This is a genomic window from Bradyrhizobium sp. HKCCYLRH1034 (assembly GCF_051168375.1).
Lineage (GTDB): Bacteria > Pseudomonadota > Alphaproteobacteria > Rhizobiales > Xanthobacteraceae > Bradyrhizobium.
In genome coordinates, this window is sequence record NZ_JBNPUW010000011.1 from 64,538 (window position 1) to 79,140 (window position 14,603).

Annotated in this window: 15 protein-coding genes; 9 read left to right on the forward strand and 6 right to left on the reverse strand. The window is 65.2% G+C overall.

Annotation, left to right across the window (positions count from 1 at the left end; all coding sequences use genetic code 11):
- Window positions 1–31: 31 nt before the first annotated feature.
- A complete protein-coding gene (locus tag ACQR0W_RS24430) occupies window positions 32–553 on the reverse strand; it encodes an Hsp20/alpha crystallin family protein (protein WP_315714485.1) in 522 nt (173 codons plus the stop codon).
- 479 nt (window positions 554–1,032) lie between these two features.
- On the opposite strand from ACQR0W_RS24430, the gene ACQR0W_RS24435 reads away from it, so the two are divergent.
- Both ACQR0W_RS24435 and ACQR0W_RS24440 read left to right on the forward strand, forming a co-directional pair.
- Window positions 1,033–2,787 (forward strand): ATP-binding protein, encoded by a 1,755-nt coding sequence (locus ACQR0W_RS24435; protein WP_316187244.1) that lies wholly within the window; start codon window positions 1,033–1,035, stop codon window positions 2,785–2,787.
- 159 nt (window positions 2,788–2,946) lie between these two features.
- Window positions 2,947–3,531, forward strand: a complete 585-nt coding sequence (locus ACQR0W_RS24440; protein WP_316173957.1) for a peroxidase-related enzyme — start codon at window positions 2,947–2,949, stop codon at window positions 3,529–3,531.
- Window positions 3,532–3,536: 5 nt separating this feature from the next.
- Here ACQR0W_RS24440 and ACQR0W_RS24445 read toward each other — a convergent pair whose 3' ends face one another.
- Entirely contained in the window at window positions 3,537–4,163 is a 627-nt protein-coding gene (locus ACQR0W_RS24445) for a ParB-like protein (protein ID WP_315714488.1), read from the reverse strand.
- A gap of 237 nt (window positions 4,164–4,400) precedes the next feature.
- On the opposite strand from ACQR0W_RS24445, the gene ACQR0W_RS24450 reads away from it, so the two are divergent.
- The 7 genes from ACQR0W_RS24450 to ACQR0W_RS24480 all read left to right on the forward strand — a co-directional run bounded on the left by ACQR0W_RS24450 (window position 4,401) and on the right by ACQR0W_RS24480 (window position 9,730).
- On the forward strand, window positions 4,401–4,751 hold the full coding sequence (locus tag ACQR0W_RS24450; RefSeq protein WP_315714489.1) for a hypothetical protein: 351 nt from the start codon (window positions 4,401–4,403) through the stop codon (window positions 4,749–4,751).
- A 217-nt stretch (window positions 4,752–4,968) separates the two neighbouring features.
- Window positions 4,969–5,250 carry an acyl carrier protein gene (locus tag ACQR0W_RS24455; RefSeq protein WP_006609130.1) on the forward strand — a complete coding sequence of 94 codons (282 nt, stop codon included), beginning with the start codon at window positions 4,969–4,971 and terminating at the stop codon, window positions 5,248–5,250.
- Window positions 5,251–5,259: 9 nt separating this feature from the next.
- Window positions 5,260–5,730 carry a 3-hydroxyacyl-ACP dehydratase FabZ family protein gene (locus ACQR0W_RS24460; protein WP_315714490.1) on the forward strand — a complete coding sequence of 157 codons (471 nt, stop codon included), beginning with the start codon at window positions 5,260–5,262 and terminating at the stop codon, window positions 5,728–5,730.
- Window positions 5,727–6,932, forward strand: coding sequence for a beta-ketoacyl-ACP synthase (locus ACQR0W_RS24465; protein WP_316187245.1), 1,206 nt, complete (start codon window positions 5,727–5,729; stop codon window positions 6,930–6,932). The genes ACQR0W_RS24460 and ACQR0W_RS24465 overlap by 4 nt, the downstream gene beginning before the upstream one ends.
- 38 nt (window positions 6,933–6,970) lie before the next feature.
- Window positions 6,971–8,245, forward strand: a complete 1,275-nt coding sequence (locus ACQR0W_RS24470) for a beta-ketoacyl-ACP synthase (RefSeq protein WP_409977896.1) — start codon at window positions 6,971–6,973, stop codon at window positions 8,243–8,245.
- Window positions 8,246–8,261: 16 nt separating this feature from the next.
- Complete coding sequence (locus ACQR0W_RS24475; RefSeq protein WP_316173961.1) at window positions 8,262–9,194, forward strand: lipid A biosynthesis lauroyl acyltransferase; 933 nt, start codon at window positions 8,262–8,264, stop codon at window positions 9,192–9,194.
- Between the two features lie 158 nt (window positions 9,195–9,352).
- Window positions 9,353–9,730: a VOC family protein gene (locus ACQR0W_RS24480; RefSeq protein ID WP_315714493.1), complete on the forward strand. Its 378-nt coding sequence runs from the start codon at window positions 9,353–9,355 to the stop codon at window positions 9,728–9,730.
- A gap of 134 nt (window positions 9,731–9,864) precedes the next feature.
- Here ACQR0W_RS24480 and ACQR0W_RS24485 read toward each other — a convergent pair whose 3' ends face one another.
- The 4 genes from ACQR0W_RS24485 to ACQR0W_RS24500 form a co-directional block, all read right to left on the reverse strand.
- Window positions 9,865–10,971 carry a polyamine ABC transporter substrate-binding protein gene (locus ACQR0W_RS24485; protein WP_315827373.1) on the reverse strand — a complete coding sequence of 369 codons (1,107 nt, stop codon included), beginning with the start codon at window positions 10,969–10,971 and terminating at the stop codon, window positions 9,865–9,867.
- Window positions 10,972–10,981: 10 nt separating this feature from the next.
- On the reverse strand, window positions 10,982–12,145 hold the full coding sequence (locus ACQR0W_RS24490; RefSeq protein ID WP_315714495.1) for an aminotransferase: 1,164 nt from the start codon (window positions 12,143–12,145) through the stop codon (window positions 10,982–10,984).
- A 9-nt stretch (window positions 12,146–12,154) separates the two neighbouring features.
- On the reverse strand, window positions 12,155–12,484 hold the full coding sequence (locus tag ACQR0W_RS24495; protein ID WP_315827372.1) for a rhodanese-like domain-containing protein: 330 nt from the start codon (window positions 12,482–12,484) through the stop codon (window positions 12,155–12,157).
- Between the two features lie 108 nt (window positions 12,485–12,592).
- Window positions 12,593–14,515, reverse strand: coding sequence for a potassium transporter Kup (locus ACQR0W_RS24500; protein WP_315749695.1), 1,923 nt, complete (start codon window positions 14,513–14,515; stop codon window positions 12,593–12,595).
- Between the last annotated feature and the right edge of the window lie 88 nt (window positions 14,516–14,603).

Below are 14,603 nucleotides of genomic sequence, written 5' to 3' on the forward strand. Positions count from 1 at the left end.
TGATCATGGGACGGAAAGCCACGAGATGCGGTCACGCCGCCTTGATGTCGATGGTCTTGGCGGCCTTCTGTACCTCGGGCTTCTTCGGCAGGGTGACCTTGAGCACGCCCTGCTTGAACACGGCCTCGATCTTGTCGGTGTCGACGCCGTCGGGGATCTGGAAGGAGCGTTCGAACGAGCCGAAGCTGCGCTCACGGACGTAATAGTCCTTCTTCTTCTCCTCCTTGTCCTCCTGCTTCTCGCCCTTGATCGAGAGCACGCCGCTCGCAACCTTCACCTCGACGTTCTTCTCGTCGAGGCCGGGCAGCTCAGCCGTGACCTCATAGGCATTGTCGTGCTCGGCGACGTCGACCGCCGGCGCCACGGCAAAGGACCGTGCGCGGGCCAGGCCCGGCAGTTGGTCGAACAGCGACGGCGTGCGCCAGATCCCGCCATGGAAGTCCTCGAACACGCGATCGATCTCGCGGCGCAGGTTCTCGAACGGCCGCCACCCCTGCATGGATGGCGCACCTGCCTTCTCGGTGTTGACGGGCAGCTTGGTAGGTTCAGCCATAACATCATCCTCCTGCTTCACGCGAGGATCGGGTCCGCAACGGCATGGGCGCGACCGATTTCGTTGATCGGCCGGCATCCGCTCCCTCGCGCTTGACGGGAAAAATATAGCCGGCACGCCCGGGTTCCAGATTGATTGCGATCAAATCGCTGAGCGGCTGGAGGTTCGGATCGGCGCGGCAGCCCCTCCAGGTTTCTTTCGGCGCCGGGGCCTCCACAGCCGAAGAGCCGTTCAGGAAGAGCCTTGGAGATGGTGAACCGGACGTTAACCCGAACGGTTCGCGCGACGCTTGAGGAAAGGATGGAGAAATCCTTACAGTGCAAGGCCTTAGGTCCCATTGAGGAGGTGCGATCGCAACGCCCCGCGCGACCCTCCGACCACCGGGCTGGGCGGGCGGCGCAGTCACAAACGTTGCCCGCTTAACAAATTTTCCAGTCCCAGCAGAGAAGGTGTCAATTCAACAATTCACCACAGGTTTCATGACCGTGACATCCTTCGGACGCGTGATCTCGGTGCGGGGCTCCCAGGCCCGCGTCGGCATTCTGTCGACACAGCAGATGAACGTCTCCGATATCCGCGCGACAGTCGGCCGTTTCATCAGCATTCGCTGCCCGAGCGCCACGATCATTGCGATCATCACCGAGGTGACCAGCGAGGACCTCTCGCGTGCCAACGAATACGTCGCGACGGCTTCGGTAGACCTGCTCGGCGAGATTCTCGGACCGGCCGAGCGGCCCAAGTTCCAGCGCGGCGTCACCCACTACCCGACCATCGGCGACGCCGTCGACATGATCACGAGCGAGGAGCTCCGCACGATCTACACGCCGACCGCCGGTGACCACATCGACATCGGCGCGCTGCAGCAGGACACCTCCGTGCGCGCCTGTGTCAATGTCGAGGAAATGCTATCGAAGCACTTCGCCGTGCTCGGTTCGACCGGCGTCGGCAAATCGACCGGCGTGTCGTTGCTGCTCAACGAGATCCTGAAGGCGCGGCCGAACCTGCGCATCTTCCTGCTCGACGTCCACAACGAATATGGCCGCTGCTTTGGTGAAAAGGCGCTGGTGCTGAACCCGCGCAACCTGAAGCTGCCGTTTTGGCTGTTCAATTTCGAGGAGATCGTCGACGTCCTGTTCGGCGGCCGACCGGGCGTGCCGGAAGAGCTCGACATCCTGGCCGAAGTGATCCCGCTGGCGAAGGGCATCTACACCCAATACCAGAACACGGACCGCATCGGGCTCAAGCGCATCGACCCGAAGACCGTCGGCTACACCGTCGATACGCCGGTGCCCTACCGCCTCGTCGACCTGATCAACCTGATCGACGAGCGCATGGGCAAGCTCGAGAACCGCTCCTCGCGCATCATCTATCACAAGCTGATCTCGCGGATCGAGACGGTACGCAACGACCCGCGCTACGCCTTCATGTTCGACAACGCCAATGTCGGCGGCGACACCATGGCCGAGGTCATCAGCCACCTGTTCCGCCTGCCGGCCAACGGCCGGCCGATGACGGTCATGCAGCTCGCCGGCTTCCCGGCCGAGGTGGTCGATTCCGTGGTCTCGGTCGTGTGCCGCATGGCGTTCGATTTCGGCCTGTGGAGCGACGGCGTCTCGCCGCTGCTGTTCGTCTGCGAGGAAGCGCACCGTTACGCCTCGGCCGACCGCTCGATCGGCTTCGGCCCGACCCGCAAGGCGATCTCGCGCATCGCCAAGGAAGGCCGGAAATACGGCGTCTATCTCGGCCTGATCACCCAGCGGCCGGCCGAGCTCGACGCCACCATCATCTCCCAGTGCAACACGCTGTTCACGATGCGGCTCGCCAACGAGCGCGACCAGTCGCTGCTGCGTTCGGCGGTGTCGGATGCCGCCGCCAACCTGCTCTCCTTCGTTCCCTCGCTCGGCACCCGCGAGGTGCTGGCGTTCGGCGAAGGCGTCGCGCTGCCGACCCGGCTGCGCTTCAAGGAGGTGCCGCTGCATCAATTGCCGCGCAGCGAGGCGACGATCGCCACCGTCCGCTCGGTCAATGCCGGACACGACATGCATTTCGTCAGTGCCGTGCTGGAGCGCTGGCGCGGAGCGACCTCGAGCCGGGACGCGTCGAGCGGCGACAGCGGCGCCGGCAACCTCGGAGACCGCAGCAGCCTGTCCGCCTCGCTGGACGCGCCAATGCTGCAGCCGTCGATGGGTCTCGACCCGGACCGCTTCTCCCTGCTGAAGAAGCCGCTGCGCTAAAGCCGGCGGCGGCCCCTCTCTAATCCCGATCGACGACGGCTGCCGAGGAGGCGTTGCGCGCACTCCGCCACTGGCGGGTGATGGACCGAGCTGGACCGTTGCGCCTGCGCCGCGATCGACTAAGGTTCGCCCCCTGCCACGCATGCCGGACCCGTTGCCATGACCCAGCCCGCCATCAGCCGCTTCCCCGTCCCCGCAATCGATGCGCTGCCGGACGACATCCGCAGCCGGCTGCTCGGCGTGCAGGAGAAGAGCGGCTTCGTGCCCAACGTGTTCCTGACACTTGCGCACCGGCCGGACGAGTTCCGCGCGTTCTTTGCGTATCACGACGCGCTGATGGAGAAGGACGGCGGGCTGACCAAGGCCGAGCGCGAGATGATCGTGGTCGCGACCTCGAGCGCCAACCAGTGCCAATATTGCGTGATCGCGCACGGCGCGATCCTGCGCATCCGCGCCAAGAATCCCCTGATCGCCGACCAGATCGCGATCAACTACCGCAAGGCCGACATCACGCCACGGCAGCGGGCGATGCTCGATTTCGCGATGAAGGTGGCGCTCGAGGCGCAAACGGTCGGGGATGCCGATTTCAAGGCGCTGGCCGGCCACGGCTTCGGCGACGACGACATCTGGGACATCGCCGCGATCGCGGCGTTCTTCGCGCTGTCGAACCGGATCGCGAATGTCACGGGCATGCGGCCCAACGACGAGTTCTACCTGATGGGGCGGCTGCCGAAGACCAAGTGAGACGATCAGTCGTCCGACGCCGGCCCGCACCAGCCGGGCAGATACACCGCGTCGTGGCTCTTTGCGGCCGCCAGCGCGTGCTCCATGGCAGCGGCGAAATGAGTCTCGACCGTCTTGCGCTTGACCTTGCGGCGCAGGAAGTCGGCCCATAGGAACTCGCTGAACGGCGTCGTGTCCTTGGCAAAGCCGCCGGCGCGGCGCAGCTCGCCGGCCAGGCTGCGGAACGGATCGTCCTTCAGATTCGCGACGGACTTCGGCAGGTCCTTGAAATGCCGCCGCTCGCCCTTGGCGTCGTAAGGATAGACCCAGCGCTTGTTGTCCATCACGCCCCAGAACGCCTCGCGATCAACCATCGAGAGGTCGCCGATCACCGTGACCAGCACGTCCTTGACGCCCTCGTCATGGAGCGCGCGGGCGAGGTGATGGTGGTCGACGACGTAGTGCCGCTCATCGGGACCAAGCACCACCGGGATCATGTGCTTGCCGAGCAGCTCGGCCTGCTTCTTCTTCGACTTGTGCTCGCGCCAGCGCTCGCGTTTCTCCTTCACCTCGCGCATGCCCACGGTCATCTGCGTCGGGCGCAGCGACAGGATCGGCACGGGATGAAGCAGCGGCTCGCGGGTATTGGCCATGGCTGGGCTCCGGGGGATGATCAGCATTATGCCACGCCTGCCGAGCCGTTCCAGCGCATCTGCCCGTAGCTGCGACGCCGTTCGGACCGGCCGCGGCAGGTTCCAATCACCCGCGGAGCGGCCGCCGCTTGGATGCATCCGAGGAGCGAGATGTTTTGCTGATGCAGCTCAATTATGGCAAAGTTTCTTTGTGAGAGGTTGGGCCCGCGTGCTAGAAAGGACCATCGGAGTCGAGGCATGAAGTCCCAGCGCCCCATTGCAGCGGAGGAGGAGCATCGCGTGGTGCCGTTCCGGCCGCGCAGCAGTCCGGTGCGGCGCGTCACCGAGGGCGGCAGTCCGCCGATTCAGCTGCATCGGGGCGAGCGGCCGACACTCGATCTCTCCCGGTATGAGCAGCCCCGCGAGGAGCCCGATGACTTCCGTCACCGCATCCTGGCCAACATCGCCGCCATCGCCTTCACGGTCGCGTTGACCGCGATCGGCATCTGGCTGGCGATGAGCATTGCCGACCTGCGCAAGACCCAGGACTGCCTGCTGACCGGACGGCGCGACTGCGCCCGCATCATCACCGAGACCTACACGCCCTGATCCCCCTGCTGGACGCGGCTGCCGCGGCCGACGAGGCATCACAATCCCGCCACAACCGCCGTGTCCGGCTCCATTGAACTCACCGCGTCGCTCCGATATACGGGCACACGACTCCCGGGCGACGGGGGTAGAAGGGCTCGCATCAGACGGCCCCGGGGGCGCGGTGTCCTCCCGTCGCCACCTACCGGATTAGCTCCAAAATATCAAAGGCTTAGTGATGTCCTCAACATTCGATCAGGTCGCCACGATCATCGCTGAAACCTGCGACATCCCGCGCGACACGATCACGCCGGATAGCCATGCCATCGACGATCTGGGCATCGACAGCCTCGATTTCCTCGACATCGCATTTGCGATCGACAAGGCCTTCGGGATCAAGCTGCCGCTCGAGAAGTGGACGCAGGAAGTCAACGACGGCAAAGCCAGCACCGAGCAGTATTTCGTGCTGAAGAACCTGTGCGCCCGCATCGACGAGCTGGTCGCCGCCAAGGGCGCGTGAGCGCCCGCCATGCAGATCGAATACTTCCTGCTCATCGACCGCATTCTCGATCTCCGGCTGGACGAGAAGACCATCACCGTCGAAGCCAAGGTCCCCACCGAAAGCACGATCTTCGAAGGACATTTCCCGGGCTATCCGATCATGCCCGGCGTTCTCCTGATCGAATCGATGGCGCAGACATCGGGCTGGCTGCTGCTCGCGCTGATGAAGTTCGAGCGGATGCCGTTCCTTGCCGCAGTCAAGGAGGCCAAGATGCGCGGCTTCGTATCGCCGGGCGAGGTGCTGACCGTCGAGGCCAACGTGCTGCACGAGGGCTCCGGTTACGCCATGACCGAAGCGCGCGTGAAGGTCGGCGGCAAACTGCGTTCGAATGCGACCATCACTTTCAGTCACGTCCCCTTCCCCAATCCGGAGCTGCGCGGACACATGGACGCCGTCGCCGAGCGCGTCGGCTTTCCGCAACAGGTCCTGCAGCGATGAGTGAGACGACAACCGTGACCTCCGAACCCGTCGAAGTCTGGATCACCGGTATCGGTCTTGCGACCTCGCTTGGCGAGGGACTCGACGCGAACTGGGACGCCCTCAACTCCGGCCAGATCAACGTCGATGAGCAGGGTTTCGCGCCCTACATCGTGCATCCCTGGGCCAAGGTGAATCTGGAAGCGCAGATCCCGAAGAAGGAGCAGCGCCAGATGGAGGCGTGGCAGCGCATCGGCACCTATGCCGCCGGGCTTGCGCTGGATTCCGCCGGCCTCAAGGGCAACAAGGACATCCTGTCGCGGATGGACATGATCGTGGCCGCGGGCGGCGGTGAGCGCGACATCTCCGTCGACACCGCGATCCTCAACGCGGAAGCCCAGGGCAATTGCACGCCCGGCTTCCTGAACGATCGGCTGATGAGCGACCTGCGCCCGACCCTGTTCCTGGCGCAGTTGTCCAACCTGCTCGCCGGCAACATCGCGATCTCGCACGGCGTCTGCGGCACCTCGCGCACCTTCATGGGCGAGGAGGTTGCGGGCGTCGACGCGTTCAAGATCGCTTTGGCCCGCATCGCCGGCGGCCAGAGCGACATCGCGCTGGTCGGCGGCTCGCACAATGGCGAGCGCAAGGATCTGCTCGTGCTGTACGAGTTCGGCGACTACAATCTGAAGAACGAATTCAAGCCGGTCTGGTCCCGCAAGGACCATCCGGGCTTCGCGCTCGGATCGGCCGGCGCGTTCCTGGTGCTGGAATCCAGGCCGCATGCCGAGGCCCGCGGCGCCAAGCCGCTGGCCCGGCTCAGCAAGGTCGTCGCCGACCGCGCCCGCCGCAAGGAGGCAGGCGCGGTGACCGGAACGCTGGACCGTCTGTGGTCGGCGCTCGATGTCCACCAGGCCCCCGGCGCCATCATCACCGGCGCGACCGGCGCCGAGCCGGTGACGTCGGAGGAGCGCGCATTCCTCGACCATCACAAGGCGTTCGCGGTGCGCTCGAGCGGGACCCGCTTCGGCCATTCGATGGAGGCGCAGTTCGCGCTCGGTCTCGCGCTCGCTGCGCTCTCGATCTCGCGCGGCGCCCTGTTCGCGCCGGGTGACGCCTCGGGCGTGGAGACCGACATGAAGGATGCTCCGGCCCAGATCGTGGTGGTCGGCGCCGGCCACTACCGCGGCGAAGGCATGGCCTTGGTCGAAGCAGTCAAGTGAACGCGGCACGGCCTTAAGAAGACACGACGGGGGACATCATGAGTGTACGCGACAAGTTTGGACGCCCCATCGTGGTCGTGACCGGGATGGGCATCGTCACCTCCCTTGGGGCCGGCAAGTCCGATAATTGGAACAAGCTCGTGGCCGGCGAGTCCGGAATCCGCACCATCACGAGGTTTCCGATCGACGGCTTGAAGACGACCATGGCCGGCACGGTCGATTTCGTCCCCGTGGCTCCGTTCACGTCGACGGGACTGTCCGAGCGGCTCGGTCACATGGCCGTCGAGGAAGCCATCGCGCAGGCTGGAATCGGCAGCAAGGGCGATTTTCCGGGCCCGCTGTTTCTCGCCGTGGCGCCGGTCGAGATCGAGTGGCCCCAGCGTCTGGAGCTCGCGCACGAGGTTGGCGGCACTCAGTTCACCTATGACGACCTGCTGAAGGTCTGCGGCGGCGGCAAGTTCGTCAACTATCACCACCGCTTCCTGTTCGGCTCGGTCGCCGATTCGCTGTCCGACACCTTCGGCACCAAGGGCTCGCCGATCTCGCTGTCGACCGCCTGCGCCTCCGGCGCGACCGCGATCCAGCTCGGCGTCGAAGCCATCCGACGCGGTGAGACTGACGTCGCGCTATGCGCCGCCACCGAAGGCTCGGTCAATCCGGAAGGGCTCGTGCGCTTCTCGCTGCTGTCGGCGCTGTCGACCCAGAACGACCCGCCGCAGGCCGCCTCCAAGCCGTTCTCCAAGAACCGCGATGGCTTCGTGATGGCCGAGGGCGCCGGCGCGCTGGTGCTGGAAAGCTACGACGCGGCCGTGGCGCGCGGCGCCAAGATCCTCGGCGTCGTCGCTGGCTGCGGCGAGCTGACCGACTCCTTCCACCGCACCCGTTCCTCGCCGGACGGCAAGCCGATCATCGGCTGCATCCGCAAGGCGCTCGCCGATGCCGGCATGGCCCCTGAGCAGATCGACCATATCAATGCCCACGGCACCGCCACGCCCGAGAACGACAAGATGGAATATGTCGGCGTCTCCGCCGTGTTCGGCGAGCACACCAGCAAGATTCCAGTGTCGTCGAACAAGTCGATGGTCGGCCACACCATCTCGGCAGCCGGCGCGGTCGAGGCGATCTTCTCGCTGCAGACGCTCGAGCATCAGCGCATTCCGCCGACCATCAACTACGACATTCCGGATCCCGCGATCCTGTTCGACGTCGTCGGCAACAAGGCCCGCGATGCGCGCGTCACCACCGTGATGTCGAATTCGTTCGGCTTCGGCGGCCAGAACGCCTCGCTGATCCTGACGCGCGAACCGGCCTGATCCGCCGCTGCCATCGATGAGTCTCCTGCCCCTCCGGACCAAGCTCGTGATCCGCCGAGCCGTGAAGTCGGCCGGGGCTTCCGCCGTCGGCGCGCTGACGGTCGGCATGCTCAGGACCACGCGCTATTTCGACCCGCAGAAGACGGCCGACCGCTTCGCGCGCATTGCGCAGATGATCGGGCCACGCCTGCGCGAGCAGCGCATTGGTCGCGACAATCTCACCGCGGCCTTCCCGGAGAAATCGCCCGAGGAGATCGAGAGAATCCTCGCCGGCGTGTGGGACAATCTCGGCCGCGTCGGCGCCGAGTTCGCCCATCTCGACAAGATCTGGGATTACGACGAGGCGCATCCCGAGCGCAGCCGGATCGAGCTGTCGCCGCGCACCCATGAGCTGTTTCATCAGCTCCGTCTCGACGGCAAGCCAGCCCTGATCTTTGCCAGCCATCTCGCCAATTGGGAGATGCCGGCGCTGGCGGCGGTCGCCCATAAGCTCGATACGGCGATCCTTTATCGTCGACCCAACATCGCCGCCGCCGACCGCATCATCCAGGAGATACGGCAGGTCAAGATGGGCACACTCGTCCCGGCCGGCCGCGATGCGCCGCTGCGGCTGGCACAGGCGCTCAAGAACGGCCAGCACGTCGCGATGCTGGTCGATCAGTACCTGACCGGCGGCGTGGAGGTCACCTTCTTCGGCCGCAAGACCCGCGCCAATCCGATGCTGGCCCGTCTGTTACGCCAGGTCGAATGCCCCGTGCACGGCGTCCGCATCATCCGCCTTCCCGGCAATCGCTTCCGCGCCGAAGTATCGGAGGAAGTGAAGCCGGTACGGACGGCCGACGGTCAGATCGACATCCAGGGCACGACGCAGGCGGTCACCGACGTCGTCGAGAGTTGGGTCCGCGAATATCCCGAGCAATGGCTCTGGCTGCACCGGCGCTGGCGGTAGTCGGCGCCCGGGCAAATTCCACCACGAGGAAGTGGGACTGCAGCATCTTCTACCGCTGACGGGCCATTCGAAGAAAACTCTTACCTCTTCCATCGCCGCTCGCTACCTTGGCCGCGTATCCGACGGCTGTTCGGAAGCTCCAGGGAGGACAAGCGCGAATGTTTTCGCACGTGATGATCGGCACCAACGACCTCGACAAGGCCAAGGCCTTCTACGACAAGCTGCTGGGGACGCTGGGCGTGCGCCCCGCCAGGGTCGACGGCCACCGCATTTTCTACATCACACCGACCGGCATCTTCTCGGTGTCGAAGCCGATCAACGGCCAGCCCGCGACCCCTGCCAATGGCGGCACCATCGGCTTCGCCTGCAGCTCGCCCGAACAGGCCGACGCCTGGCATGCGGCGGGGCTCGAAGCCGGCGGCACCACCTGCGAAAACCCGCCCGGTGTTCGTGAAGGTTCGGCCGGCAAGCTGTATCTCGCCTACCTGCGCGACCTCGACGGCAACAAGCTCTGCGCGATGCACCGGATGACGTGATCGATCTCAACCGATTTGTCAGATCAAATCAAGCGATCAAGTCTCGTCATTCCGGGGCGATGCGCAGCATCGAACCCGGAATCTCGAGATTCCGGGTCTGGTGCTTGCGCACCATCCCGGAATGACGGGAGTCATCACCTGCCCGTCTTCACCTTGGTCCAGAGCCGGTTGATGATCCGCTGCGTCGCCGGCTCACGTGCGGTGATGACGAACAGCTTCTTCAAGGTCGCGTCGTCCGGATAGATGTTCTTGTCGCCAAGGACCTTCGGGTCGATCAGCTTCTGGCTGGCCAGGTTGCCGTTGGCATAGGACAGGAAGTCCGAGTTCTTGGCGGCGACCTCCGGGCGGTAGAGGTAGTTGATCAGCGCATACGCCTCAGCCACGTGCGGGGCGTCGGCGGGAATCGCAAAATTGTCGAAGAACATCTGCGCCCCCTCTTTCGGGATCGCATAGCCGATCTCGGCGCCGTTCTTCGCTTCCTCGGCACGGCTCCTCGCCTGCATGATATCGCCGGACCAACCGACGACGAGGCAGATCTCGCCGGTGGCGAGCGCGCTCAGATATTCCGACGAATGAAACTTGCGCACCGATGGCGCGACCTTGCCGACCGCCTCGGCCGCCTTCTCCAGGTCGGCCTGCCTGGTCGAGTTCGGGTCGATGCCGAGATAGTTCAGCGCCGCCGGAAAGATGTCGTCGGCGGAATCCAGCATGTGGACTCCGCAATCCTTGAACTTGGCGAGGTTCTCCGGCTTGAACACCATGTCCCAGCTGTCGATCCGCGCGCCGGGACCCAGGATCTTCTCGACCGCCTTGACGTTGTAGCCGATCCCGGTCGTGCCCCACATGTAGTTGACGGCGAACTGATTGCCGGGATCGTAGGTGGCGAGACGCTCGGTCACGACAGGCCAGGCATTGGCGAGATTCGGCAGCTTCGACTTGTCGAGCGGCTGGAAGATTTTTGCCTTGATCTGGCGCTGTAGGAAGTACGCGGTCGGCACCACGACGTCGTAGCCGGATTTGCCGGCGAGCAGCCGCGTCTCCAGGGTCTCGTTGGCGTCGAACGTGTCGTAGACCACCTTGATGCCGGTCTCCTTGGTGAAGTCGTCAAGGACACCGGGCGCCATGTAGTTCGACCAGTTGTAGAAGTTGACGACGCGCTCCTCGGCGCGCCCCGCCGGTACGGAAAGCGTCAACGCCGCGACGGCCAGCGCCAGAGCCGAACCCATGCAGCCGCGCGTCATCACTTGTCTCCTAGCGCCGGTGGATGGCGTCCGACAGGCGCTCCAGCGCCGTATCCAGGGTTGCGTCCTTCTTGGCAAAGCAGAACCGCACCACGGAGGTCACGGCATCCGTCTCGTAGAACGCCGACACCGGGATGGCGGCCACCTTGTAGTCGTGGACGATACGGCGGCAGAACTGCTCGTCGGTCTCGTTGAGGCCGAGCGGCGAAAGGTCGACGGTCAGGAAGTAGGTTCCCTGCGCCTTCAGCACGGGAAAGCCCAGGCTTTCGAGACCGGCCGTGAGCCGGTCGCGGCTGCGCGCAAGCTCGCTGCGCATGTTGACGAAATAGTCGTCCGACTTGCCGAGGCCGTAGGCGACCGCGACCTGCAGGTTCGGCGCGGTCGTGAAGGTCAGGAATTGATGCACCTTGGCGGCCACGCGCAACAGATGCGGCGCGGCGCAGACGAAGCCGATCTTCCAGCCCGTCAACGAGAAGATCTTGCCTGCCGAGCCGACCTTGATGGTGCGGTCGCGCATCCCGGGAATCGCGATCAGCGGAATGTGCGCGCGGCCGTCGAACACGACGTGCTCCCACACCTCGTCGCAGATCGCGACCGCGTCGAACTCCTGGCAGAAGCGTGCCAACAGCTCGAGGTCCTCGCGCGGGTAGACCACCGCGGCCGGGTTGAGCGGGTTGTTGAACAGCACCGCCTTGGTCTTTGGCGAGAACGCCTGCCGCAGCATCTCCTCCGAGAGCCGCCAATGCGGCGGCTCGAGGCGGACGAGGCGCGGAATGCCGCCGGCCTGGCGGATGATCGGCAGATAGGAATCATAGACCGGCTGAAAGCAGATCACCTCGTCGCCCGGCTCGACCACCGACAGGATCGCCGACGTCAGCGCTTCGGTGCCGCCGGAGGTGACCATGACCTCGCTCATCGGATCGAGATCGAGCTTGTGCCAGTGCTTGTAGTGCGCGGCGATGGCCTGGCGCAGCTCCGGCAGGCCCATCATCGACGGATACTGATTGTAGCCGTTGAGGACCGCGTCGGCTGCGGCGCGGCGGATATCCTCCGGACCCGGATCGTCGGGAAAGCCCTGCCCCAGATTGATGGCGTCGTTGTCGCGCGCGAGCTGCGACATCTGCTCGAAAATGGTGACGGGCAGGTCGGCGAAGACCTTGTTCTGCGAGATCATGATCGCCTGTCAGCCGCCGGTCCTGGTCGGCAGGCCGGCCGCCTTCCAGCCGAGCATACCGCCCTGGAGATGCTTGTCGTAGGGCAGCCCGGCGGCCTGCGCGGCGAGCGATGCCGTCACCGAGCGCTTGCCGGAGCGGCAGGCGAACACGACGTCCTTGCCTTGGGGGGCCGGGATCAGCTTCGGGTCGAAGCCCGACAGCGGGACGACGACGCCGTCGGGATAGGCTTCCGCGGAAACTTCATTCGGCTCGCGCACGTCAACCAGAAGAATTCGCCCTTCCGCGATCCCCTGGGCCACGTCCTGCGGGGTCAAATCGTGCACAACAGCCACGCCCATCCTCCAAGCCTTCAGCCGGGCCGTATCGGCCCTGATCCGGCCGCCAAACTCACCCCAGACGCTACGAAAATCAAGCGCTTCGGCACGCTGACGGGATGGGTCTCGAGCTCAGATCGTGACCTGGGTGCCGACCTCCACCACCCGCCCGCTCGGGATCTGGAAATAGTCGGTCGCATCGTTGGCGGAGCGGCTCATCGAGATGAACAGGTGATCCTGCCAGCGCGGCATGCCTGAATGCGCAGCCGGCTTCAGTGCACGGCGCGACAGGAAGAACGAGGTCGACATGATGTCGAACTGCCAGCCGAGCTTGCGCGCGATCGCCAGGGCGCGCGGCACGTTGGGCGATTCCATGAAGCCGAAGCGCAACGTCACCTTGGAAAACGTCGGACTGATCTGCTCGAGGCGAACGCGTTCGGACGGCTCGATGCGCGGCGTCGGCGCGGTCTCGATCGTCAGGATCACGTTCTTTTCGTGCAGCACCTTGTAGTGCTTGAGGCTGTGCATCAGCGCGGTCGGCGCGCTCAAGGGATCGCTGGTCAGGAACACGGCCGTGCCGGCCACCCGCTGCGGCGGACGCTTCTCAAGCATGGTCACGAGATCGGCGAGCGGGAATTCGAGCTTGCGCGACTTGTCGAACAAGAGCCGGCTGCCGCGCCGCCACGTGTACATCAGCGTCATCACGAAGCCGCCCAGCGCCAGCGGCACCCAGCCGCCTTCGAACACCTTCAGGAGGTTCGCCGCCAGGAAGGTCAGGTCCAGGAACAGGAACGGCGCAATCAGCGCGGCGGCCGCGAACGGCGACCACCGCCAGACCTTCCAGATCACGACGAAGCCCATCATGGCCGTCACGACCATGGTGCCGGTGACCGAGATGCCGTAGGCCGAGGCCAGCGCGCTGGACGACTTGAACATCAGCACGAGCAGCATGACCGAGATCAGCAGCAGCTTGTTGATGCGCGGAATGTAGATCTGGCCCGAATGCGCCTCGGAGGTGTGACGGATCTCGAAGCGCGGCAGCAGGCCGAGCTGGATCGCCTGCCGGGTCAGCGAATAGGCACCGGTGATGACGGCCTGGCTCGCGATGACGGTCGCCATGGTGGCGAGCGCGACCATCGGGATCAGCGCCCAATCCGGGAACATCAGGAAGAACGGGTTCTCGATCGCCTTCGCGTCGGCGATCACCAGCGCCCCCTGCCCCAGATAGTTGAGCGCCAGCGACGGCAGCACGATGAACAGCCAGGCGGTCTGGATCGGCCGCTTGCCGAAATGGCCGAGGTCGGCATACAGCGCCTCGGCGCCGGTGACGGCCAGGAACACCGCGCCGAGCGTGATGAAGCCGATGATCCCGTGATGCAGCATGAAGGTCACGGCATGCAGCGGGTTGATCGCCCACAGCACCTCCGGATGGTGCAGGATCGGCGGCAACGCCGCGATCCCGATCACCAGGAACCAGATCAGCATGATCGGGCCGAAGAACGCCGCCACCTTGGCCGTGCCGCGCACCTGGACCGCGAACAGCATGACCAGGATGATGACCGTGAGCGGCACGACGTAGGGATCGAACGCCGCCGTCACCAGCTTGATGCCCTCGATCGCCGACAGGACGGACAGGGCCGGCGTGATCACCGCGTCGCCATAGAACAGCGCGCCGCTGACGATACCGAGCAGAACGATGACGCTGGCGCCGCGCGTGACCGCGCGCTGGGCGAGCGCCATCAGCGCCAGCGTTCCGCCCTCGCCGTGGTTGTCGGCGCGCAGCAGGATCACGACGTATTTGAGGGTCACGACGACGATGAGAGCCCACAGGATGAGCGAGATCACCCCCATCACGGCGTGAGGCGCAGGTTCGCCGCTGCTGCTCGCAGCCATGACCGCTTCGCGCAACGCGTACAGCGGGCTGGTGCCGATGTCGCCATAGACGACACCGATGCTTCCCAGTGTCAGCGCCGCGAAGCTCGCCGTGGAATGGGCGTTGCCATGCCCGTTGGTCGCCGGCGCTTCCGCGGGCGTAGCTGCGACGTCGACTGTCATGGGGTAGCCCCCTCGAGGACTCGTTAATGCTTCACTGCACAACGCGGCAGAGCGCGCGGCTTATAGCGGCAGCGCGTTGCGACGGACC

Excerpts from the sequence above, each read along its gene's own strand:
- ACQR0W_RS24430 (WP_315714485.1), bottom strand. The coding sequence starts at position 553 with ATGGCTGAACCTACCAAGCTGCCCGTCAACACCGAGAAGGCAGGTGCG.
- ACQR0W_RS24435 (WP_316187244.1), top strand. The coding sequence starts at position 1,033 with ATGACCGTGACATCCTTCGGACGCGTGATCTCGGTGCGGGGCTCCCAG.
- ACQR0W_RS24440 (WP_316173957.1), top strand. The coding sequence starts at position 2,947 with ATGACCCAGCCCGCCATCAGCCGCTTCCCCGTCCCCGCAATCGATGCG.
- ACQR0W_RS24445 (WP_315714488.1), bottom strand. The coding sequence starts at position 4,163 with ATGGCCAATACCCGCGAGCCGCTGCTTCATCCCGTGCCGATCCTGTCG.
- ACQR0W_RS24450 (WP_315714489.1), top strand. The coding sequence starts at position 4,401 with ATGAAGTCCCAGCGCCCCATTGCAGCGGAGGAGGAGCATCGCGTGGTG.
- ACQR0W_RS24455 (WP_006609130.1), top strand. The coding sequence starts at position 4,969 with ATGTCCTCAACATTCGATCAGGTCGCCACGATCATCGCTGAAACCTGC.
- ACQR0W_RS24460 (WP_315714490.1), top strand. The coding sequence starts at position 5,260 with ATGCAGATCGAATACTTCCTGCTCATCGACCGCATTCTCGATCTCCGG.
- ACQR0W_RS24465 (WP_316187245.1), top strand. The coding sequence starts at position 5,727 with ATGAGTGAGACGACAACCGTGACCTCCGAACCCGTCGAAGTCTGGATC.
- ACQR0W_RS24470 (WP_409977896.1), top strand. The coding sequence starts at position 6,971 with ATGAGTGTACGCGACAAGTTTGGACGCCCCATCGTGGTCGTGACCGGG.
- ACQR0W_RS24475 (WP_316173961.1), top strand. The coding sequence starts at position 8,262 with ATGAGTCTCCTGCCCCTCCGGACCAAGCTCGTGATCCGCCGAGCCGTG.
- ACQR0W_RS24480 (WP_315714493.1), top strand. The coding sequence starts at position 9,353 with ATGTTTTCGCACGTGATGATCGGCACCAACGACCTCGACAAGGCCAAG.
- ACQR0W_RS24485 (WP_315827373.1), bottom strand. The coding sequence starts at position 10,971 with ATGACGCGCGGCTGCATGGGTTCGGCTCTGGCGCTGGCCGTCGCGGCG.
- ACQR0W_RS24490 (WP_315714495.1), bottom strand. The coding sequence starts at position 12,145 with ATGATCTCGCAGAACAAGGTCTTCGCCGACCTGCCCGTCACCATTTTC.
- ACQR0W_RS24495 (WP_315827372.1), bottom strand. The coding sequence starts at position 12,484 with ATGGGCGTGGCTGTTGTGCACGATTTGACCCCGCAGGACGTGGCCCAG.
- ACQR0W_RS24500 (WP_315749695.1), bottom strand. The coding sequence starts at position 14,515 with ATGACAGTCGACGTCGCAGCTACGCCCGCGGAAGCGCCGGCGACCAAC.